This is a genomic window from Streptomyces sp. NPDC058691, assembly GCF_042714775.1.
Taxonomy (GTDB): domain Bacteria; phylum Actinomycetota; class Actinomycetes; order Streptomycetales; family Streptomycetaceae; genus Actinacidiphila.
In genome coordinates this window covers 36,381-57,275 of sequence record NZ_JBHXSO010000017.1, presented here as the reverse complement: position 1 = coordinate 57,275, position 20,895 = coordinate 36,381, and the positions used below count along the sequence as shown (strand labels likewise).

The window sequence follows — 20,895 nt, the reverse complement described above, 5'->3', positions numbered from 1 at the left end:
GGGTAGCGACAGTGGACTACTTGATCGGATGGCTCGTCCTCCTGCCGCTGCTGGGCGCCGGCGTGCTGCTCACCGGCGGCCGGAGGCTGGACCGTACGGGCCACTGGATCGGCACCGTGCTCGCGGCGGCGTCCTTCGCCGTCGCGGCCGTGCTCTTCTTCGACATGCTCGGCCGCAGCGGCGAGCAGCGCGCGCTGCACTCGACCGCCTTCACCTGGATCTCGGTCGGCGGCTTCCACGCCGACGTCGCCTTCCAGCTCGACCAGCTGTCGATGACCTTCGCGCTGCTGATCACCGGTGTGGGCACGCTGATCCACATCTACTCGATCGGCTACATGGAGCACGACGAGCGGCGCCGCCGCTTCTTCGGCTACCTCAACCTCTTCCTCGCGGCGATGCTCCTGCTGGTGCTCGCCGACAACTACCTGCTGCTGTACGTCGGCTGGGAGGGCGTGGGTCTCGCCTCGTACCTGCTGATCGGCTTCTGGCAGCACAAGCCCAGCGCGGCGACGGCGGCCAAGAAGGCGTTCATCGTCAACCGCGTCGGCGACGTCGGCCTGTCGATCGCGATCATGCTGATGTTCACCACCTTCGGCACCTTCACCTTCGAGCCGCTCTTCGGCCAGGTGGACAAGGCGGGCGAGGGGATCCTGACCGGCATCGGCCTGATGCTGCTGCTCGCCGCCTGCGGCAAGTCGGCCCAGGTCCCGCTGCAGTCCTGGCTCGGCGACGCGATGGAGGGCCCGACCCCGGTCTCGGCCCTGATCCACGCGGCGACGATGGTGACCGCGGGCGTCTACCTGATCACCCGCTCCGGCGTGATCTTCAACGCCGCGCCCACCGCCCAGGTGGCCGTGGTCACGGTCGGCGCGGTCACGCTGCTCTTCGGTGCGATCGTCGGTTGCGCGAAGGACGACATCAAGAAGGCGCTGGCCGGCTCCACGATGTCGCAGATCGGCTACATGGTGCTGGCCGCGGGCCTCGGCCCGATCGGCTACGTCTTCGCGATCATGCACCTGGTCACCCACGGCTTCTTCAAGGCGGGGCTCTTCCTCGGCGCCGGATCGGTCATGCACGGCATGAACGACGAGGTGGACATGCGCAAGTACGGCGCCCTGCGGAAGTACATGCCGATCACCTTCGTCACCTTCGGGCTCGGCTACCTGGCCATCATCGGCTTCCCGGGCCTGTCCGGCTTCTTCTCCAAGGACAAGATCATCGAGGCCGCCTTCGCCAAGGGCGGCACCGAGGGCTGGATCCTCGGCGGCGCGGCCCTGCTGGGCGCGGCGATCACCGCGTTCTACATGACCCGCGTGATGCTGATGACCTTCTTCGGCGAGAAGCGCTGGCAGCCGGACGCCGACGGCCATGAGCCGCACCCGCACGAGTCGCCGAAGTCGATGACGATCCCCATGATCGTCCTGGCCTTCGGCTCGGTCTTCGCGGGCTTCCTGTTCAGCTTCAACGAGTCCTTCGTGAAGTGGCTGGAACCCGTCACCGGCCACGCGGAGGGTCACCCGCCGATCGGCGCCGGTGCCATCACCGCCGCCACCCTCGTCGTGATGCTCCTCGGTGTGGCCCTCGCCTGGGCCGTGTACGGGCGCCGCCCGGTCCCGGCCGTCGCCCCGCGCGGCAACCTGCTGACCCGCGCCGCCCGGCGCGACCTGCTCCAGGACGACTTCAACCACGTCGCCCTGGTGCTGCCCGGCGAGTACCTCACCCGCGGCCTGGTCTACGTGGACCACAAGGGTGTGGACGGCGTCGTGAACGGCACCGCGGCCGCCGTCGGCGGCCTCTCCGGCCGGATGCGCCGCCTCCAGAACGGCTATGTGCGCAGCTACGCCGTGTCGATGCTGGCCGGCACCGCGGTGCTGGTGGCGGCGACGCTGCTGATGCGGGGGGTGGCGTGATGCGGCTCCACCGGCCCGGCACGGCAGCCGTACCCGTCCTCCCGGCCGCCCCGCGGCTCCCGCTCATGAGGGGTGTTGTCTGATGTCCTTCCCCCTGCTCACCGTGACCGCCGGGCTCCCGGCGCTCGGGGCGATCGCCACGGCCGCCGTCCCGGCGGCCCGGCGAGGGGCCGCGAAGTGGCTCGCGCTGGGCGTGTCCCTGGCCACGTTCGTGCTCGCCGCGCTCGTGGTCGCCCGCTTCGAGCCGGGCGGCGCGCGCTACCAGCTGACCGAATCACACCCCTGGATCGCCAGCTTCGGCGTCCGCTACGAGCTGGGCGTCGACGGCATCGCGGTCGCGCTCATCGGGCTCACCGCGCTGCTCATCCCCTTCGTCATCGCGGCCGGCTGGCACGACGCCGACCCGCTGGAGGAGAAGAACCCCAACCGCCGCTGGCGGCCGACGCAGGGCTTCTTCGCGCTGATCCTGCTGGTCGAGGCGATGGTGATCATCTCCTTCGAGGCCACCGACGTCTTCCTCTTCTACATCTTCTTCGAGGCCATGCTCATCCCGATGTACTTCCTCATCGGCGGCTTCGGGGACCGTGCACACGAGCACGGCGAGGAGGAGGCGGCCCGTCAGCGCTCGTACGCGGCCGTGAAGTTCCTGCTCTACAACCTGGTCGGCGGGCTCATCATGCTGGCCGCCGTCATCGGGCTGTACGCGGTCACCGCCGACCAGCTCGGCCAGGGCACCTTCTCCCTCCAGGAGATCCTGAACGCGCGGGCGGCGGGCAAGCTGGACATGTCCGCCACCGCCGAACGCGCCCTGTTCCTCGGCTTCTTCTTCGCCTTCGCCGTCAAGGCCCCGCTGTGGCCGCTGCACACCTGGCTGCCCAACGCGATGGGGGAGTCCACGGCGCCGGTCGCCGTGCTCATCACCGCGGTCGTCGACAAGGTCGGCACCTTCGCGATGCTCCGCTTCTGCCTCCAGCTCTTCCCGGAGGCCAGCAAGTGGGCGACGCCGGTCATCCTCGTGCTGGCGGTGATCAGCATCATCTACGGCGCCCTGCTCGCCATCGGCCAGCGGGACATCAAGCGGCTGGTCGCCTACGCGTCGATCTCGCACTTCGGCTTCATCGTCCTCGGCATCTTCGCGATGACCACCCAGGGGCAGAGCGGGTCGACGCTCTACATGGTCAACCACGGCATCTCCACGGCCGCGTTGATGCTGGTCGCGGGCTTCCTGATCTCCCGGCGCGGCTCCCGGCTCATCTCCGCCTACGGCGGGGTGCAGAAGGTCGCCCCGGTGCTGGCCGGCACCTTCCTGATCGGCGGCCTGGCCACCCTCTCGCTGCCAGGGCTCGCGCCCTTCGTCAGCGAATTCCTCGTCCTGGTCGGCACGTTCAGCCGCTACCCGGCGCTCGGCATCATCGCCACCGTCGGCATCGTGCTCGCCGCGCTGTACGTCCTCGTCCTCTACCAGCGGACGATGACCGGCCCGGTGAAGGCCGGGGTCGAGGGCATGCCCGACCTCAAGGTCCGCGAGATCGCCGTGGTGGCCCCGCTGATCCTGCTGCTGGTGTTCCTGGGCGTCTACCCCAAGCCGGTGACCGACATCGTCAACCCGGCGGTCCAGCAGACGCTGTCCGACGTGCACAAGACCGACCCCAAGCCGGCGCTGGAGGCCTCCAAGTGAGCAGCACAGTTGCTGTCCACAGCCTGTGGACAACGGCGGCCCCGCTCGCCGCCGACAAGATCACCGCGCCGAAGATCGAGTACGCCCAGCTGGCGCCGGTCCTGATCGTGTTCGGCGTCGCCGTCCTCGGCATCCTCGTCGAGGCGTTCCTGCCGCGCCGGGCGCGCTACACCGCCCAGGTGGGCCTCGCCGTCGTCGGCATGGCCGCCGCCTTCGCCGCGGTCGTGGCGCTCGCGGCGGGCGGTTACGCGACCACCAAGGCGCACATCGCGGCCATGGGGGCCGTCGCCGTCGACGGCCCCGCGCTCTTCCTGCAGGGCACCATCCTGCTGGTGGGCCTGGTCGGGGTGTTCACCTTCGCCGAGCGCCGCCTCGACCCCAAGGCGCACGGCCGGCACGTGGACTCCTTCGCCGCGCAGGGCTCCGCCGTGCCCGGCAGCGACCAGGAGAAGGACGCCGTCCGGGCGGGCTTCACCACCACCGAGGTCTTCCCGCTGCTGCTGTTCGCCGTCGGCGGCATGCTGGTCTTCCCGGCCGCCAACGACCTGCTGACGCTCTTCGTGGCGCTGGAGGTCTTCTCCCTGCCGCTGTACCTGCTCTGCGCCCTGGCGCGGCGTCGGCGCGTGATGTCGCAGGAGGCCGCGGTCAAGTACTTCCTGCTGGGCGCCTTCTCCTCCGCCTTCCTGCTGTTCGGCATCGCCCTGCTGTACGGCTACGCGGGCACGGTCTCGTACTCCGGCATCGCCTCGGTCGTGGACGGCACCGCCAAGCTCACCCCGGCGCTCGCCGGCTCCTCGGGCAACGACGCGCTGCTGCTGATCGGCTCCGCGCTCGTCGGCATGGGCCTGCTGTTCAAGGTCGGCGCCGTGCCCTTCCACATGTGGACGCCGGACGTCTACGAGGGCGCCCCGACCCCGGTGACCGGCTTCATGGCCGCGGCCACCAAGGTCGCCGCCTTCGGCGCGCTGCTGCGCCTGCTCTACGTCGTCCTGCCCGAACTGCGGTGGGACTGGCGGCCGGTGCTGTGGGGCGTCGCGATCCTCACGATGCTGGTCGGCGCGATCGTGGCCGTCACCCAGACGGACGTGAAGCGCCTGCTGGCGTACTCCTCCATCGCCCACGCGGGGTTCATCCTGGCCGGTGTCATCTCGACCTCGAAGGAGGGCGTCTCGTCGGTGCTCTTCTACCTGGCGGCCTACTCCTTCGTCACGCTGGGCGCCTTCGCCGTCGTCACGCTGGTGCGCGACGCGGGCGGCGAGGCCACCCACCTGTCGCGCTGGGCGGGCCTGGGACGGCGGTCGCCGCTGGTCGCGGCCGTCTTCGCGGTCTTCCTGCTGGCGTTCGCGGGCATCCCGCTCACGTCCGGCTTCGCGGGTAAGTTCGCGGTCTTCAAGGCCGCCGCGCAGGGCGGCGCGATGCCGCTGGTCATCGTGGGTGTCCTGTCGTCGGCGATCGCGGCGTTCTTCTACATCCGCGTCATCGTGCTGATGTTCTTCAGCGAGCCCAAGGCGGACGGCCCCTCGGTCGCGGTGCCGTCGCCGCTCACGTCGACCGCGATCGCCATCGGCGTCGCCGTCACGGTGGTGCTGGGTGTGGCGCCCCAGTACTTCCTGGATCTGGCCAACCAGGCGGGCACGTTCATCCGCTGACCCCGTACCGCCCCAGCGCGCCCCGGAGCCCCGCAGGCTCCGGGGCGCGTCGGCGTGTGCGGGGTCAGCGGTGGTCACGGGGGTCTCCGCGGCCTCGGCGCGCCCTCCGGGCCGGTCCGCGCCGCACCGCCGTGACCTGGGGCGCGGCGGCGAGCGGCGGCGTTTCGGGCGTTGTCTAAAGAGTTCGCAATGTCCGGAAAAGTCTTGCCGACGCGGTCAATTCGGGCTTAGCTTCCTTTCAGGTCATGGTCGGGGTGGGCCGATGGAACCGTGACCATTGGGGGGATTACGTGGTGAGGTCCGCGTTAGCGATCAATCCTGCCGTGCCGGGGCTGATCGTGAAGATCGGCAACTATCCGCTGCACCACGGCGGGGTGGGGGCGATACGGAGTCTGGGGAGACTCGGCGTCCCCATGTACGCCATCACCGAGGACCGGCGGACGCCTGCCGCCGCCTCGCGGTATCTGCGCGACCGTTTCGTCTGGCCGACCACCGGACTGGAGCCCGCGGAGCGGCTGGTCGAGGGGTTGCGCCGGATCGGCCGCCGGATCGGGCGCCCGACGGTGCTCATCCCGACCGACGAGGAGGCGGCCGTACTCATCGCCGAGCACGGCGACGAGCTCTCGGAATTCTTCCTGTTCCCGCGCACCGAGGACCCGGGGCTGTCCCGGCGGCTGGCGAGCAAGCAGGGGCTGCACGAGCTGTGCGTGCAGTACGGCGTGCCGTCGCCGCAGGCGGCTTTCCCGGACTCCTACGAGGACGTGGAGAAGTTCGCGGCCACCGCCCGCTTCCCCGTCGTCGCCAAGAACCGGGAGGCCTTCGTACGGCGGCGAGCACCCGCCGTACCGGGCACGACCCGGATCGAGGGGCCGCGGGAACTGCTGGAACTGGCCCGCGGCTGGGGCCCGAAGCCCGGCGTCATCCTGCAGGAGTACCTGCCGCGCGAGGAGGCCGAGGACTGGATCGTGCACGCCTACTTCGGGGCGGGCGCGGCCGAGCCGGTGCTGTTCACCGGGGTCAAGGTCCGTTCCTGGCCGCCGCACGCCGGGATGACCGCCTGCGCGTACGTCGTCGCCAACCCCGAACTCGCGGCTCTCGCCGCCCAGTTCTGCAAGAGCGTCGGCTTCCAGGGGATCGCCGACCTGGACTGGCGCTACGACCGCCGCGACGGGCGCTACAAACTGCTGGACTTCAACCCGCGCATGGGCGCCCAGTTCCGGCTCTTCGAGTCGGCGGCCGGGATCGACGTCGTCCGGGCCCAGCACCTGGACCTCACCGGCCGGGAGATCCCGCGTGCCGGCCAACTGGAGGGCCGCCGCTTCGTCGTGGAGAACATCGACCTGCCCGCGCTGCTCGCCTACCGGCGCAGCGGCTACACCACACCCCACGCACCCGCCCGCGCCAGCGGCACGGAGCTGGCGTGGCTGGCCGCCGACGACATGAAGCCCTTCGTCACGATGCTGGCCCGCTTCGTCCGCCCGGGCGCGCGCCACCTGATGCAGATGTACCGGTCACGACGTCGAACCGCGATGCGAGAGGACCCCTCATGACGACGCCCGTAGCCGTGATCGGAGCCGGGCCGTACGGCCTGTCCATCGCCTCCCACCTGCGTGAACGCGGTGTGGCCGTACGCACCTTCGGTGATCCGATGGTCAGCTGGCGGGAGAACATGCCGGCCGGCATGGTCCTGAAGTCCACGCCGGCCGCCTCCGACATCTCCACCACGCGGGAGGGGCACACGCTGCCCGACTTCTGCCGGGAGATGGGGGAGCGGCCACTGGTCACCGACTGGGACCTGATCCCCTCGGAGACCTTCGTCCGCTACGGGCAGTGGTTCCAGCAGCAGCTGGTGCCGGACCTGGAGCAGGTGCGCGTCGTGTCCGTCGACCGGCGGCCGGGCGGCGGCTTCGACCTCAAGCTGGACTCCGGCGAGCAGTTCCAGGCGCGGGCCGTCGTCGTCGCCAGCGGTCTGCTCGGCTTCGCGCACACCCCCGACCTGCTGCGAGGCCTGGCCCCGGACGGGCCCTCGGCCGGCGGGCCGGTCTCGCACAGCTCCCAGCACACCGACCTCGGCCGGTTCGCCGGGCGGGAGGTGACCGTCGTCGGCGCGGGCCAGTCCGCCCTGGAGAGTGCCGCGCTGCTCGCCGAGGCGGGCGCGACCGTGCGCCTGCTGGCCCGCGGGCGGAACGCGGTCGGCTTCGGCGATCCGCCTAACCGCCAGCCGCGGCTGCGGCCCGAGTCGCCCTTCGGGCGGGCCTGGTCGCTGTACGCCTTCTCCTACCACGCCCAGTACTTCCGCCCGCTGCCCACGTCGCTGCGGCTGTACCTCGTGCGGCGCGTCCTGGGGCCGCTGGGGGCGTGGTGGCTGCGGGAGCGCTTCGAGGGGAAGGTCACGGTCAGCCAGGGGCACGCGCTGCGCAGCGGCCGCCTCGACGGGGAGGGCAAGGTCGTGCTGTCCACCGCGGCACCCGGCGGGCGTGCCGCCGAGTTCGCGGCCGACCACGTCATCGCCGCCACCGGCTACCGCGTGGACCTGGACGCCCTGGACTTCCTCGGTCCGGAGCTGCGCGCCGCGCTGGCCCGCACGGGAGGCTCCCCGCGCCTGGGTGCCGACTTCTCCTCCTCGGTGCCGGGGCTGTACTTCACGGGGCTGCCGGCGGCGGCCACCTTCGGGCCGGTGCTGCGCTTCGTGTGCGGTACGGAGTGGGCCTCGCCGCGACTGGCCCGGGCGGTGACGGCGGCGTACGGGCGCCCGTAGTCCGTGTGACGGCTCCGGGCCGGGGCGGAGGCCGCGACGCCCCGACCCCGGCCCGGAGCCGTCCCGAGGCGTGACAGGGCCCGTTTCACGCCATGTCCGGGTCAATGTCACGGGCCCTCTCAACCGTTCGGCCGGGCACCCGGCGTTCCGGGGTACCCCTTCGGTCGCGCGGCGCGCCGTCTTCGTCGCCCTGAACACCGGGGCCCCGCACCGCTGGTGCCGGTGCGGCCGGCCGGCGTCCCGGCCCTCGTGGGCGCGGCCTCGAGGAGCGTCCCTCATCCAGGTGGCCCAGCGCGCCGGGCCGTTCACCGCGAGCGTCCGCGGATGACGCGGCTGCGCAGGCCCACGGCTTGAACGCGGCCCGGACCGCCGCTTCGTGCCCTCTCACGTGCACCGAGGAGCATTGCTCCGGCCGGCGCCGCATCAGGCATGCCCGCCGCCTCGCCGGGGAAGGCGCCACAGGAGCGACGGCACCGGCGGGAGCCCGTCGGCCGTGGCTTCGCGGCGGGTACCGCGCTGGGCCCGGCGACCCGAACAGCCGGGCAAAACCGGCCGTAGTGGCCCGAGGGGGCCATGCCCTCGCAGTGATCGAGAGGCGACCGGTTACGCTGCCGGTGTAGTACAGCGCCACGCCACACGCCGCAGAAGCGATCTCAGCGACAGGAGAATCCCAGGTGACGACCGTCGTCGGGCCCTTCGGGCTGAGTGTCATGGACGAGGGACTCGAGGCCGATGTCCGGGCCGGGCTGTCGGCCGTGGAGGCAGGCATCCTCGAGGCGACCAAGAGCGATGTGCCCTTCATCACAGAGGCGGCGCGGCATTTGGTGCACGCCGGCGGAAAGCGGTTCCGGCCACTGCTGGCGATGCTGGCCGCGCAGTTCGGCGACCCGCACGCGCCGAAGATCGTTCCGGCGGCGGTGGTGGTCGAGCTCACCCACCTGGCGACGCTCTACCACGACGACGTCATGGACGAGGCCGCGGTGCGGCGCGGTGTGCCGAGCGCCAACGCCCGCTGGGACAACTCGGTTGCCGTACTCACCGGCGACTTTCTGTTCGCCAAGGCCTCGCACATACTGGCCGACCTCGGGCCGGAGGCCGTACGCATCCAGGCCGAGGCCTTCGAGCGGCTGGTCACCGGACAGATCCTGGAGACCGTCGGCCCGCGCGACGGGCGTGACCCCATCGAGCACTACATGGAAGTCATCGCGGGCAAGACCAGCTCCCTGATCGCCGTCTCGTGCCGCTTCGGCGCGATGATGTCGGGCGCGGGCGAGGCAGTGGTCGACATCCTCAGCCAGTACGGGGAGCGCGTCGGCACCGCCTTCCAGCTCGCCGACGACGTTCTGGACATCGCCAGCGACTCGCACGAGTCCGGCAAGACCCCGGGCACGGACCTGCGCGAGGGCGTGGCGACCCTGCCGGTGCTGCATCTGCGTGCGGCCGTGGCCAAGGCCGACGGTTTCGCTTCGGCTGACGACCGCCGGCTGTGCGAACTGCTTGACGGGGACCTGACGGACGACCTCCGGCACGCCGAGGCGCTCACCCTGATGCGCGCCCACCCCGCACTCCAGCAGGCCCGCCGGGACACCGTCCGGTACGCGGACGAGGCGCGGGCGCTGCTGGCCCCGCTGCCGGACTGCGCCGCCAAGCGGGCCCTGGAGGGGCTCTGCGACGCGGTCGTGCACCGCGCGGGCTGATCCGCGCCGGTTCCCGTTCGGACGCGGTGGGCCGCGCCACGCCCTGAGCCCTTGTCAGGGGCCTCATCCCTGAGGTGTACGCCGAGTTGATCCCGGCGGGCGATGTGCTCGACCGGCCGGATTGATGGGATAAGAGGCACCACCACACGGCGGATCGGGTGACAATGGCCCAAGAGGTGGACGAGTGCGACGCTGACGGGAACCCGCCGTGGACAACGGAGGTAGGGACGTAATGGCACCGATCCAGCCCTTGGACGACGACCGGGAACGCCGGCGCCGGACCAAGGCGATACGTTACGCGGTACCGGTCCTGGCGGCCGGCGCCGCCGCGGCCACCATCGGCCTCGTACCGGCGCTCGCGAGTGCGGGCAGCCCGGAGCTGCCGAAGATCACCGCCGAGGAGCTGATCGCCAAGATCGCGGCCTCGGACACCCAGACGGTCTCCGGCTCGGTCCGGATCACCACCGACTTCGGGCTCCCGTCCTTCCTGGCCGGGGGCAGCGGCTCCGCCGGTCCCTTCGGCGGCGGCGGACGCGGCGAGAGCCCCGGCGGGGACGACGGCTCCTCCGCCGCTCCACAGGAGAAGCTGACGCAGCTCCTGGCCGGCTCCCACACGCTGCACATCGCGGCCGACGGCCCCGGCAGGCAGAAGGTCTCCATCGTGGAGGACGCCGCCGAGTACAGCCTGATCCACAACGGTGACGAGGTCTGGGCCTACGACAGCGCCACCAACTCGGCCTACCACCTCACCGATGTGCCGCAGGAGCAGGGCGCCGGCAAGGACAAGGGCGAGCGCAAGCTGCCCGAGGGCTGGCCCACCAGCCCGCAGGGGGCGGCCAAGCAGCTCCTCGACGCGGTGGACGACACCACCTCGGTCTCGGTGGACGGCACGGCGCGGGTCGCGGGCCGCAGCGCCTACCAGCTGGTCGTCACGCCCAAGGCCGCGGACTCGACGGTCGGCTCCGTCCGGATCGCGGTCGACTCCGCCACCGGCGTGCCCCTGAAGTTCACGCTGGCGCCCAAGGGCGGCGGCAAGGCCATCGTCGATGTCGCCTTCACCAAGGTGGACTTCGCCAAGCCCTCGGCCGCCACCTTCGACTTCACCCCGCCCAAGGGCGCCAAGGTGACGACGGAGAAGGCGGGCGAGCACGCCACGGACGGCGCGCGCGGCACCCACCCGGCGCCCGGCGAGTTCTCCGGGCTCGACGAGCTCGGCGGCGTGGGCGTCCTCGGCAAGGGCTGGGACTCGATCGCGGAGCTCCAGCTGCCGAAGGACGCGCTGAACCAGGGGACCCCGGAGGCCAAGGGCCAGGGCTTCGACGGTCCGTCGCTGCTCAGCTCCTTCGGCAAGGACGTCAAGGGCGACTTCGGCACCGGCACGGTCGTCGGCACCCGCCTGGTCAATGCCCTGATCACCGACAGCGGCAAGGTCTACGTGGGCACCGTGAACCAGGACGCCCTGATCAAGGCCGCCAACGCCGGGGCCAGGTAGGTCCCTTCCGGCGAGCAGAGGAACGAGCGAGGGAGCGCCGATGGGGGAGTTGTCCGCCGACGCCCGTGAGGACGCGATCTCCACGAGCGGACTCACCAAGCGGTACCGCGGTGGACAACTCGCCGTCGACGGGCTCGACCTGACCGTTCCGCGTGGCAGCGTGTTCGGCTTCCTGGGGCCCAACGGCTCCGGGAAGACGACCACGATCCGCATGCTGATGGGCCTCATCGAGCCGACCTCCGGCACGGCGCGGGTCCTGGGCGAGCCCATGCCCCGCGCCGTGCGGGGCGTGCTGCCCCGGGTCGGCGCGCTGATCGAGGGCCCCGCCCTGTACGGCTTCCTGTCCGGCCGGGACAACCTGCTGCGTTTCGACTCCGCCGATCCGACCGCCGACCCCCGCACACGCGGGGCCCGGGTGGGTGAGGCTTTGGAGCGCGTCGGGCTGTCCGCGGCGGCGGGCAAGAAGGCGCGCGCGTACTCACTCGGGATGAAGCAGCGGCTCGGACTGGCCGCGGCCCTGCTGCGGCCGCGCGAGCTGCTGGTGCTGGACGAGCCGACCAACGGCCTGGACCCGCAGGGCATGCGGGAGATCAGGTCCCTGGTCCGCGAACTGGCGGCGGACGGCACCACGGTATTTCTCTCCTCTCATCTCCTCGACGAGATCGAACAGGTCTGCACGCACGCCGCCGTAATGTCCCGCGGCCGGCTGCTCACCCAGGGCCCGGTCGAGGCACTGTCCTCGGGCGGCCGGCTGGTGGTCACCACGCCCGACCCCGCCGACGCCGTACGCGTCCTCAAGGAGCAGGGCGTGACCGGCCTCGCCGCCGACGGCGACCGGGTCACCGGCGAGCTGCCGGGCGAGCCGGGGGCGCTGCCGGATCTCGCCGACCTCAACGCGGCGCTGGTCGGGGCCGGTGTACGGGTGCGCGGCTTCGGCCTCGAACGCGCCTCACTGGAGGACGCGTTCGTCGCCCTGACGGGAGAGGGATTCGATGTCGCAGGCTGACACCGCCGCCGGGACCGCGACGGAGGGGACCCCACGTCGGCCGCTGTGGTCGCTCGGACTGCTCCGCAACGAACTGGTCACCGTGCTGCGCCGCTGGCGCACCCTCGCCCTGCTGGCGGTCCTGGCCGGGGTGCCGGTCCTCATCGGCATCGCCGTGAAGATCGAGACCGGCGACGGCGGGAGCGCGGGAGGCGGTGGCGGCGGTCCCGCCTTCATCGCGCTGATCACCAACAACGGCCTGTTCCTGGTCTTCACCTCGCTCGCGGCGACGCTGCCGTTCTTCCTCCCGATGGCGATCGGGGTCATCGCGGGCGACGCCATCGCAAGCGAGGCCAACGCCGGCACCCTGCGCTACCTGCTGGTCGCCCCGGCCGGGCGCACCCGGCTCCTGGTCTCCAAATACGCCTCCGTTCTCGCCTTCTGCGTGCTGGCGACCCTGGTCGTGGCGGCCTCGGCCCTGATCACCGGCGCGCTGCTGTTCCCGCTCGGGGACGTGACGCTGCTGTCCGGCACGAGCATCTCCTTCTCCGAGGGACTGCTGCGTGCGCTGCTGGTCGCCCTGGCCGTCGCCGCGTCCCTCACCGGGATCGCGGCGCTCGGCCTGTTCATCTCCACGCTCACCAACAGCGGCATCGCCGCCATGGCGACCACCGTCGGCCTGCTGATCACCGTGCAGATCGTGGACACGATCCCCCAGCTGCACGCGATCCAGCCCTACCTCTTCCCCCACTACTGGCTGAGCTTCGCCGACCTCGTCCGCGACCCGGTCTACTGGGACGACCTGCGCCGCAACTTCGAGCTCCAGGCCCTGTACGTCGCCGTGTTCGGCTCCGCGGCCTGGGCCCGCTTCGCCGCCCGCGACGTCACGGCCTGACGCGGCGGACGGCCTCGGCCCGGCGCGGTCAGGCGAAGAAGGTCTTCGCCCGGCCCAGCGCCGCGGTGTCCCCCAGCACGTCCGCCGGCCGCGTCCCGTGGCCGAGCAGCGCCCCGCCCCACCGCATCCCCGCGTACGCCGCCGTGTGGCGCAGCGTGCCCACCAGGGGCGCCGCCGTCGCAGGATCCTGGCCGCCGAGCACGGTCACCGACCACAGGGTCTTGCCGCGCATCCGCTCCAGGAAGTCCAGCCCCGGCACGCGCATCCAGCCCGACCAGTGGTCGAGGTAGAGCTTGGTGCCGGTCGAGACGGTGTACCAGTGCAGCGGTGACACGATCACCAGGTCGGTCGCCCGCAACGTGGCGTCGAGCAGCGTCGCGGCGTGCCCGGTCGGTGCCGGATAGCTCCCGTCCCCGTCGTGCCGGTGGTCCTCGAAGAGCGGCAGCGGCAGATCCCTCAGCCGCAGCCACCGCTGGTCCACCGAGGAAGGCAGCTGCTCGGCGGCGCGCCTTGCCAGCGTCTCGGTGTTCCCGTCGGCGCGAGTGCTCCCCACCAGGAACAGGAACGTGCGCTCTGTCTCCGACAACCCGTCATCTCCTTGCGTATGCATAAGTTGCGTACGCATGGAGACTTTTTCACCGCGGCCGTCCCGCCGTCAAGGCGGGTCGCCTCGCCGGACTACTCGACGTCGAACTCATTGCCCTCCGGGTCGGCCATCGTCACCCACTCCCCGGAGGGCTCGCTTATCCGCCGCAGCGCCGTCGCGCCCAGCCCCTCCAGTCGCGCGACCTCCGCCTCCAGCAGCCCCGGTCCCGGATGGAGGTCGAGATGCAGCCGGTTCTTCACCGTCTTGGCCTCGGGCACGCGCTGGAAGAGGATGCGCCGCCCCAGCCCCATGCCGCTCTCCTTGTCGTACGGATCCTCGGGGTGGCGCACCGCCGCGAGATCCCGCCAGGCCCTTCGGTCGCCGGATTCCGTGAGCAGATCCGGGGTCACCGCGCCGGCCCCCAGTAGTCGCTCGATCAGCCCGCTGTGGTCCTCGGCCTCGTAGTCGAGTGCCGCCGCCCAGAAGGCGGCCTGTGCGTGCGGATCGGCCGCGTCGATCACGAGTTTCCAGTGAACCGCCATGATTCGCTCCCCTGTTCGATCTGGAACCAGTTTTATGGGTTCCCCGGCGGGGTGCGCAATGGGGCAGGTCCTTCATTCACCCGAAGGAGTTGACTTGCCCGGAGCCGCGACTCGCTGACGGCGCAGGCGGCGCGGGCCGTGCAAGCGGCGAAGGCCGTGCGGGCCCGTGCCTGCGGCACCGCTCAGCCTGTGACGGCCCCGCGCGGAGCGGGCCCGTCGGCCGGCGCGGCGGCGTCGCGCAGCGTGATCCGTCCCCGGTGTGCCGCGCGCAGCGCGTCCCAGGTGAGCAGGGCGAGAGCCAGCCACACGAGGCCGAAGCCCGCCCAGCGCTCGGCCGGCATCTCCTCGTGGAACCAGAACAGGCCGAGCAGGAACTGGAAGACCGGTGCGAGGTACTGCAGCAGCCCGAGCATGCTCAGCGGGATGCGGATCGCGGAGGCGCCGAAGAAGATCAGCGGCACGGCGGTCACGATCCCGCAGAGCGCCAGCAGGGCGGCGTGGCCCGCCCCGTGCGAGCCGAAGGTGGCGTCGCCCCGGCCGCCCAGCCACAGCAGGAAGCCCATCGCGGGCAGGAACTGCATGGCGGTCTCCGCGGCCAGCGACTCCAGCCCGCCCATGCCGACCTTCTTCTTCACGAAGCCGTACGTGGCGAAGGAGCAGGCCAGTGTCAGGGCGATCCACGGCAGCCGGCCGTAGCCGAGGGTCAGCACCAGCACGGCCGCGGCGCCGATGCCGACCGCCGCCCACTGCGCCGGCCGCAGCCGCTCGTGCAGCACGAGGACGCCGAGCCCGATGGTGACCAGGGGGTTGATGAAGTAGCCGAGCGAGGTCTCGACGACGTGGCCGCTGTTGACGCCCCAGATGTACAGGCCCCAGTTAACCGAGATGACCGCCGCCGCCACGGCCAGCAGGGCTAGCTTGCGCGGCTGCCGCAGCAGCTCGGGTATCCACGCCCAGCGGCGCGTCACGAGCAGGATCAGCGATACGACGGCCAGTGACCAGACCATCCGGTGGGCGAGGATCTCGCCCGCGCCCGCGGGCTCCAGGAGCGGCCAGTAGAGGGGGAAGAGCCCCCACAGGCCGTAGGCGGCGAATCCGTACAGCAGTCCCGCGCGCTGTTCGCTCACTCGATTCCTCCCCGGGGCGCCGTCCGACTGCTGCGAAGGTAGCGCGGGGGGAGTTCATTCGTCATCTGCGTATCGCATGACGGTCATGACAGGCGGATGGCGGCGGTGGCGGTCCGGTGAAGCGCGGGCCCCGCGGCCGGAGGGGAATCCGCCGCGGGGCCCGCGCGCTCTCGGGACGGGCCCCGGCGGGGCCCGCCACCCTCTACCCGTCAGCCCTTGAGCGCCTCCGCGATCGTGTCCGCGAGCGGCGTGGTCGGGCGGCCGATGAGCCGGCTCAGGTCGCCACTGCCGCCCTCCAGCAGGCCGGGGGCGATGCCGTGGGCGTCGCAGTCGGCGAAGATCGCGGCGACCGGCGCGGGCAGGCCGGCGCCGACGAGGACCTCAGCGAACGCCGCCTCGGGCAGGTCGGTGTAGGTGACCGTGCGGCCGGACTGCCGGGACAGTTCCGCCGCGTACTCGGCCAGCGTCCAGGCGTGGTCGCCGCTGAGCTCGTAGGTCTTGTTCTCGTGGCCCTCGCCGGTCAGGACGGCGGCAGCCGCGGCGGCGAAGTCGCGGCGGGGCGCGGTGCCCACCCGGCCCTCGCCCGCGCTGCCGACGACGCCGTGCTCCAGCTGGACGGGGATCTGGGCGGTGTAGTTCTCGGTGTACCAGCCGTTGCGCAGCAGGGTGTAGGTCAGTCCGGAGTCGAGCAGCGCCTGCTCGGTGGCCTTGTGCTCGTCGCCGAGCGTGAAGTCGGCGGCCGGGCCGCCCAGGATGCCGGTGTAGACCAGGCGCGCGACGCCCGCCTTCTTGGCGGCGTCGATCACGGCCGCGTGCTGCGCGACGCGCTGCCCGACCTCGCTGCCGGAGATCAGCAGGACGACGTCGCCCTCCTGGAAGGCGCCCTTGAGGGTGTCGGGAGCGCTGTAGTCGGCGACCCGCAGCTCCACACCGCGCGCGGCGATGTCCGACGCCTTCTCCGCGTCGCGCACGACGGCCACGACCCGGTCGGCCGGGACCCCGGCTCCGGCCAGCAGCTCGTCGATGACGAGGCGGCCCAGATGTCCGGTGGCTCCGGTGACGACGATGCTCATGAGGGGTTCACTCCAGTCGGGCGAGTCCAATTAAGTGCGGATGCGGGACTAACCCTAGGTGGGGTACTAACTCTGGGAAAGTACCCACTTCTGGGTAAGGTAGTGGCATGGACGTAAGGGAAGAGCTCGCCGCCGTGCTGGGGACGCCGGATGTGAACGCCCGCAACTGCCCCTCGCGCGTGATCCTCGAACACGTCACCAGCCGGTGGGGTGTTCTCGTGCTGGCCGCGCTGATCGACGGCACCCGTCGCTTCAGCGAGCTGCGGCGCACCGTCGGGGGCGTCAGCGAGAAGATGCTCGCGCAGACCCTGCAGACCCTGGAGCGGGACGGCTTCGTGCGCCGCCAGGCGTACCCGGTGATCCCGCCGCGCGTCGAGTACTCCCTCACCCCGCTCGGCAAGGAGGCCGCCGACCAGGTCTGGGGCCTGGCCCGATGGGCGGAGAGCCGCACCGAGCAGGTCGCGGAGGCCCGCGAGGCGTACGACGGGGCCCGCGAGGCATACGAAGGGGCCCGGGCCTGATCGACAGGCCCGGGCCCCGGAAGAGGGCGGGAACGGCGCGTCAGCCGACGACCGTCCAGGTGTCGCCGCCGGCGAGCAGCGAGGACAGGTCGCCCTTGCCGTGCTGCTCGACGGAGCGCTCCAGCTGCTCCGACATCAGGTCGTCGTAGACCGGTCTGACGACGCTGCGCAGCACCCCGATCGGCGTGTGGTGCAGCGTGTCGGGGTCGGCGAGGCGGGACAGGGCGAAGGCGGTGGTGGGCGACGCCGCGTGCGCGTCGTGCACCAGGATCTCGTCCTGGTTGGCCTCGGTGACCTCCACGACCTTCAGGTCCCCCGTGGCCCGGTCGCGCACGACGCCCTTGGCGCCGTCGGCGCCGAACCGCACGGGCTGACCGTGTTCCAGGCGGATCACCGCTTCCTCGGCCGTGGCGCGGTCCTTGAGCGCATCGAAGGCGCCGTCGTTGAAGATGTTGCAGTTCTGGTAGATCTCCACGATCGCGGTGCCCGGGTGCGCCGCCGCCGCGCGCAGCACGCTCGTGAGGTGCTTGCGGTCGGAGTCGATGGTGCGGGCGACGAAGGAGGCCTCCGCGCCGAGCGCCAGCGACACCGGGTTGAACGGCGCGTCCAGCGAGCCCATGGGCGTGGACTTGGTGATCTTCCCCAGCTCGGACGTCGGGCTGTACTGCCCCTTGGTGAGCCCGTAGATCCGGTTGTTGAAGAGCAGGATCTTCAGGTTCACATTGCGCCGCAACGCGTGGATCAGGTGGTTGCCGCCGATCGACAGCCCGTCGCCGTCACCGGTGACCACCCACACCGACAGGTCGCGCCGCGAGGCGGCGAGCCCGGTCGCGATGGCCGGGGCGCGGCCGTGGATGGAGTGCATCCCGTAGGTGTTCATGTAGTACGGGAAGCGGGAGGAGCAGCCGATCCCGGAGACGAAGACGATGTTCTCCCTGGCCAGGCCCAGTTCGGGCATGAAGCCCTGTACGGCGGCGAGGATGGCGTAGTCGCCGCATCCGGGGCACCAGCGCACTTCCTGGTCCGACTTGAAGTCCCGCATGGACTGCTTGGCGTCGGCCTTGGGGACCAGGGACAGCGCCGGGAGCCCCGGGGCCGGATGGTCGACGGCAGGAGCCTCAGACATCTGCGCTCTCCTCCTGGATGGCGGCAGCGAGTTGCTCGGCCTTGAAGGGCAGGCCGGTGACCTGGGTGTGGGAGCGGGCGTCGACCAGGTACTTCGCCCGCAACAGGTGGGCGAGCTGGCCGAGGTTCATCTCCGGCACCACCACCTTGTCGTAACGCTTCAGGACCTCACCGAGATTCCCCGGGAAGGGGTTCAGATGGCGCAGATGGACCTGTGCGACCGCGCCCCCTGCGCTCCTGATGCGCCGTACGGCCGCCGTGATCGGCCCGTACGTCGAGCCCCAGCCGATGACCAGGGTGCGCGCGGCGCCGCCGGGGTCGTCCACGGTCACGTCCGGCACCTTGATGCCGTCGATCTTGGCCTGCCGGGTGCGCACCATGTGGTCGTGGTTGGCCGGGTCGTACGAGATGTGGCCCGTGCCGTCCTGCTTCTCGATGCCGCCGATCCGGTGCTCCAGCCCGGGTGTGCCCGGCACCGCCCAGGGACGGGCCAGAGTCTCGGGATCGCGCTGGTAGGGCCAGAACTCCTCGGTGCCGTCCTCGGCCACGTGGTTGCGCGTGGTGGCGAACTGCACCCGCAGGTCCGGAAGTTCGTCCAGCTCAGGGACGCGCCAGGGCTCGGAGCCGTTGGCCAGGTAGCCGTCGGAGAGCAGCAGGACCGGCGTCCGGTACGTCAGCGCGATCCGGGCCGCCTCCAGCGCGGCGTCGAAGCAGTCGCCCGGGGTGCGGGGCGCCACGATGGGCACCGGCGCCTCGCCGTTGCGGCCGTACATCGCCTGCAGCAGATCGGCCTGCTCGGTCTTGGTCGGCAGACCGGTCGACGGCCCGCCGCGCTGGATGTCGATCACCAGCAGCGGCAGTTCCAGCGACACCGCCAGGCCGATCGTCTCCGACTTCAGCGCCACACCGGGGCCGGAGGTCGTGGTGACGGCCAGCGAGCCGCCGAAGGCCGCGCCGAGCGCCGCGCCGATGCCGGCGATCTCGTCCTCGGCCTGGAAGGTGCGCACGCCGAAGTTCTTGTGCTTGCTCAGCTCGTGCAGGATGTCCGAGGCCGGGGTGATCGGGTACGAGCCCAGGAAGAGCGGCAGGTCGGCTTGGCGGCTCGCGGCGACCAGGCCGTAGGACAGGGCCAGGTTCCCGGAGATGTTGCGGTAGGTGCCGGCCGGGAAGGCCTGTTCCGCGGGGGCCACCTCGTAGCTGACGGCGAAGTCCTCGGTGGTCTCGCCGAAGTTCCAGCCGGCGCGGAAGGCGGCGACGTTCGCCTCGGCGAGGTCGGGCTTCTTCGCGAACTTCTTGCGCAGGAAGTCCTCGGTGCCCTCGGTGGGCCGGTGGTACATCCAGGAGAGCAGTCCGAGCGCGAACATGTTCTTGCTGCGCTCGGCCTCCTTGCGGCTCAGCGGGAAGTCCTTGAGGGCTTCCACCGTCAAGGTGGTCAGCGGCACCGGGTGCACCGCGTAGGCCGACAGGGAGTCGTCCTCCAGGGGCGAGACGGCGTAGCCGACCTTCGTCATCGCGCGGGTGGTGAATTCGTCGGTGTTGACGATGATCTCGGCGCCGCGCGGCAGGTCGCCGATGTTCGCCTTCAGCGCCGCCGGGTTCATCGCGACCAGCACGTTCGGGGCGTCGCCCGGGGTGAGGATGTCGTGGTCGGCGAAGTGCAGCTGGAAGCTCGAGACGCCCGGCAGGGTGCCTGCGGGTGCCCGGATCTCGGCGGGGAAGTTCGGCAGCGTCGAAAGATCGTTGCCGAACGACGCCGTTTCCGAGGTGAACCGATCTCCCGTGAGCTGCATGCCGTCGCCGGAGTCCCCTGCGAAACGGATGACGACCCGGTCGAGTTTCCTGGTTTCCTTGGCCGGTTTCCGCTGCTCACCCAGAACGGGATGGTCGGTGCCTGACGCGCTGCTGACCTGGCTGGTCACTGAATCGGACCTCCTTCGAGGCGGCGGCACACGGCCGGAGCCGTGACCTTTTGTCCCACGCGCCATCGTACGTGGGTAAGGGTCGCCTTCCCGGGTGTTCCCACAGGGTGGGACCGCGCGGGACACGAAGGCCCCACGCGCGGGGACGCCTGCCGTCCTCCCCGCAGTTCCGTGTGCCCGCGACCGAATCTGACAATATGTCAGAAGGCTACGATTTCAGGTACGTCAGCACGGCCAGCACACGCCGGTGGTCCCCGACGCTGGGTGCCAGCCCCAGCTTCAGGAAGATGTTGCTCACGTGCTTCTCCACCGCGCCGTCGCTGACCACGAGCTGCTTGGCGATCGCGGAGTTCGTCCGCCCCTCGGCCATCAGTCCCAGCACCTCGCGCTCCCGCGGCGTCAGCCCCGTCAGCACGTCCTGCTTGCGGCTGCGGCCCAGCAGCTGGGCCACCACCTCCGGGTCCAGCGCGGTCCCGCCCGCGGCCACCCGGACCACGGCGTCGACAAACTCCCGCACGTCGGCCACCCGGTCCTTGAGCAGGTAGCCGACCCCGCGGCTGCTGCCCGCCAGCAGCTCGGTGGCGTACTGCTCCTCCACGTACTGCGACAGCACGAGCACACCCAGCCCCGGGTGGTCGCGGCGCAGCCGGACCGCCGCGCGCACGCCCTCGTCGGTGTGGGTGGGCGGCATGCGCACGTCGGCGACGACGACATCGGGCACGGCGTCCTCGGCCGCGAGCTCCGTGATCACCTTCAGCAGCGCCTCGGCGTCCCCCACCCCCGCCACGACCTCGTGCCCCCGGTCGGTCAGCAGCCGGGTCAGCCCCTCCCGCAGCAGCACCGAATCCTCGGCGATGACCACGCGCACCCTGTCCTCCACGCTTCCGGCCCCCAGGTCGACGTCGACGTGTCCCTCCCCAGCATTCCAGCTTCCGGCG

Annotated in this window: 17 protein-coding genes; 10 read left to right on the top strand and 7 right to left on the bottom strand. The window is 71.4% G+C overall.

The window, feature by feature from the left end; genetic code table 11:
• Positions 1–11: 11 nt before the first annotated feature.
• From nuoL to ACFWVC_RS14430, 9 genes are all read left to right on the top strand, one after another.
• Positions 12–1,910, top strand: a complete 1,899-nt coding sequence (gene nuoL / locus ACFWVC_RS14470) for an NADH-quinone oxidoreductase subunit L (RefSeq protein ID WP_384284200.1) — start codon at positions 12–14, stop codon at positions 1,908–1,910.
• Positions 1,911–1,992: 82 nt separating this feature from the next.
• Entirely contained in the window at positions 1,993–3,588 is a 1,596-nt protein-coding gene (locus ACFWVC_RS14465; RefSeq protein WP_384284197.1) for an NADH-quinone oxidoreductase subunit M, read from the top strand.
• Positions 3,585–5,237: an NADH-quinone oxidoreductase subunit NuoN gene (nuoN, locus tag ACFWVC_RS14460; protein WP_384284194.1), complete on the top strand. Its 1,653-nt coding sequence runs from the start codon at positions 3,585–3,587 to the stop codon at positions 5,235–5,237. Before ACFWVC_RS14465 ends, nuoN begins: the two co-directional genes overlap by 4 nt.
• 293 nt (positions 5,238–5,530) lie before the next feature.
• Complete coding sequence (locus ACFWVC_RS14455; protein WP_384284191.1) at positions 5,531–6,787, top strand: ATP-grasp domain-containing protein; 1,257 nt, start codon at positions 5,531–5,533, stop codon at positions 6,785–6,787.
• Positions 6,784–7,995 (top strand): NAD(P)-binding domain-containing protein, encoded by a 1,212-nt coding sequence (locus tag ACFWVC_RS14450; RefSeq protein ID WP_384284189.1) that lies wholly within the window; start codon positions 6,784–6,786, stop codon positions 7,993–7,995. Before ACFWVC_RS14455 ends, ACFWVC_RS14450 begins: the two co-directional genes overlap by 4 nt.
• Positions 7,996–8,705: 710 nt before the next feature.
• On the top strand, positions 8,706–9,692 hold the full coding sequence (locus ACFWVC_RS14445; protein WP_384284398.1) for a polyprenyl synthetase family protein: 987 nt from the start codon (positions 8,706–8,708) through the stop codon (positions 9,690–9,692).
• A gap of 232 nt (positions 9,693–9,924) precedes the next feature.
• The gene (locus ACFWVC_RS14440; RefSeq protein WP_384284184.1) at positions 9,925–11,184 is read left to right on the top strand and encodes an outer membrane lipoprotein carrier protein LolA; all 1,260 of its coding nucleotides are present in this window, start codon (positions 9,925–9,927) and stop codon (positions 11,182–11,184) included.
• 40 nt (positions 11,185–11,224) lie between these two features.
• Positions 11,225–12,190, top strand: coding sequence for an ABC transporter ATP-binding protein (locus ACFWVC_RS14435; protein ID WP_384284180.1), 966 nt, complete (start codon positions 11,225–11,227; stop codon positions 12,188–12,190).
• A complete protein-coding gene (locus ACFWVC_RS14430) occupies positions 12,177–13,064 on the top strand; it encodes an ABC transporter permease (RefSeq protein WP_384284176.1) in 888 nt (295 codons plus the stop codon). Before ACFWVC_RS14435 ends, ACFWVC_RS14430 begins: the two co-directional genes overlap by 14 nt.
• Before the next feature lie 28 nt (positions 13,065–13,092).
• Here the strand turns inward: ACFWVC_RS14430 and ACFWVC_RS14425 are convergent, their stop codons facing one another.
• From ACFWVC_RS14425 to ACFWVC_RS14410, 4 genes are all read right to left on the bottom strand, one after another.
• Complete coding sequence (locus ACFWVC_RS14425; RefSeq protein WP_384284396.1) at positions 13,093–13,674, bottom strand: flavodoxin family protein; 582 nt, start codon at positions 13,672–13,674, stop codon at positions 13,093–13,095.
• A gap of 68 nt (positions 13,675–13,742) precedes the next feature.
• Complete coding sequence (locus ACFWVC_RS14420) at positions 13,743–14,192, bottom strand: VOC family protein (protein WP_384284174.1); 450 nt, start codon at positions 14,190–14,192, stop codon at positions 13,743–13,745.
• 182 nt (positions 14,193–14,374) lie between these two features.
• The gene (gene rarD, locus ACFWVC_RS14415; protein ID WP_384284169.1) at positions 14,375–15,319 is read right to left on the bottom strand and encodes an EamA family transporter RarD; all 945 of its coding nucleotides are present in this window, start codon (positions 15,317–15,319) and stop codon (positions 14,375–14,377) included.
• Between the two features lie 209 nt (positions 15,320–15,528).
• Positions 15,529–16,392 carry an SDR family oxidoreductase gene (locus tag ACFWVC_RS14410; protein ID WP_384284167.1) on the bottom strand — a complete coding sequence of 288 codons (864 nt, stop codon included), beginning with the start codon at positions 16,390–16,392 and terminating at the stop codon, positions 15,529–15,531.
• A 107-nt stretch (positions 16,393–16,499) separates the two neighbouring features.
• Here ACFWVC_RS14410 and ACFWVC_RS14405 point away from each other — a divergent pair, with 107 nt between their 5' ends.
• Complete coding sequence (locus ACFWVC_RS14405) at positions 16,500–16,913, top strand: winged helix-turn-helix transcriptional regulator (protein ID WP_384284165.1); 414 nt, start codon at positions 16,500–16,502, stop codon at positions 16,911–16,913.
• Positions 16,914–16,953: 40 nt separating this feature from the next.
• Here ACFWVC_RS14405 and ACFWVC_RS14400 read toward each other — a convergent pair whose 3' ends face one another.
• The 3 genes from ACFWVC_RS14400 to ACFWVC_RS14390 all read right to left on the bottom strand — a co-directional run bounded on the left by ACFWVC_RS14400 (position 16,954) and on the right by ACFWVC_RS14390 (position 20,837).
• Positions 16,954–18,039: a 2-oxoacid:ferredoxin oxidoreductase subunit beta gene (locus ACFWVC_RS14400; RefSeq protein ID WP_384284162.1), complete on the bottom strand. Its 1,086-nt coding sequence runs from the start codon at positions 18,037–18,039 to the stop codon at positions 16,954–16,956.
• Positions 18,032–19,957 carry a 2-oxoacid:acceptor oxidoreductase subunit alpha gene (locus tag ACFWVC_RS14395; RefSeq protein WP_384284159.1) on the bottom strand — a complete coding sequence of 642 codons (1,926 nt, stop codon included), beginning with the start codon at positions 19,955–19,957 and terminating at the stop codon, positions 18,032–18,034. The genes ACFWVC_RS14400 and ACFWVC_RS14395 overlap by 8 nt, the downstream gene beginning before the upstream one ends.
• Before the next feature lie 208 nt (positions 19,958–20,165).
• On the bottom strand, positions 20,166–20,837 hold the full coding sequence (locus ACFWVC_RS14390) for a LuxR C-terminal-related transcriptional regulator (protein WP_384284156.1): 672 nt from the start codon (positions 20,835–20,837) through the stop codon (positions 20,166–20,168).
• Positions 20,838–20,895 lie beyond the last annotated feature (58 nt).

Excerpts from the sequence above, each read along its gene's own strand:
- ACFWVC_RS14410 (WP_384284167.1), bottom strand. The coding sequence starts at position 16,392 with ATGAGCATCGTCGTCACCGGAGCCACCGGACATCTGGGCCGCCTCGTC.
- ACFWVC_RS14445 (WP_384284398.1), top strand. The coding sequence starts at position 8,706 with ATGGACGAGGGACTCGAGGCCGATGTCCGGGCCGGGCTGTCGGCCGTG.
- ACFWVC_RS14465 (WP_384284197.1), top strand. The coding sequence starts at position 1,993 with ATGTCCTTCCCCCTGCTCACCGTGACCGCCGGGCTCCCGGCGCTCGGG.
- ACFWVC_RS14405 (WP_384284165.1), top strand. The coding sequence starts at position 16,500 with ATGGACGTAAGGGAAGAGCTCGCCGCCGTGCTGGGGACGCCGGATGTG.
- ACFWVC_RS14430 (WP_384284176.1), top strand. The coding sequence starts at position 12,177 with ATGTCGCAGGCTGACACCGCCGCCGGGACCGCGACGGAGGGGACCCCA.
- ACFWVC_RS14440 (WP_384284184.1), top strand. The coding sequence starts at position 9,925 with ATGGCACCGATCCAGCCCTTGGACGACGACCGGGAACGCCGGCGCCGG.
- ACFWVC_RS14425 (WP_384284396.1), bottom strand. The coding sequence starts at position 13,674 with ATGCATACGCAAGGAGATGACGGGTTGTCGGAGACAGAGCGCACGTTC.
- ACFWVC_RS14450 (WP_384284189.1), top strand. The coding sequence starts at position 6,784 with ATGACGACGCCCGTAGCCGTGATCGGAGCCGGGCCGTACGGCCTGTCC.
- ACFWVC_RS14400 (WP_384284162.1), bottom strand. The coding sequence starts at position 18,039 with ATGTCTGAGGCTCCTGCCGTCGACCATCCGGCCCCGGGGCTCCCGGCG.
- ACFWVC_RS14420 (WP_384284174.1), bottom strand. The coding sequence starts at position 14,192 with ATGGCGGTTCACTGGAAACTCGTGATCGACGCGGCCGATCCGCACGCA.
- ACFWVC_RS14435 (WP_384284180.1), top strand. The coding sequence starts at position 11,225 with ATGGGGGAGTTGTCCGCCGACGCCCGTGAGGACGCGATCTCCACGAGC.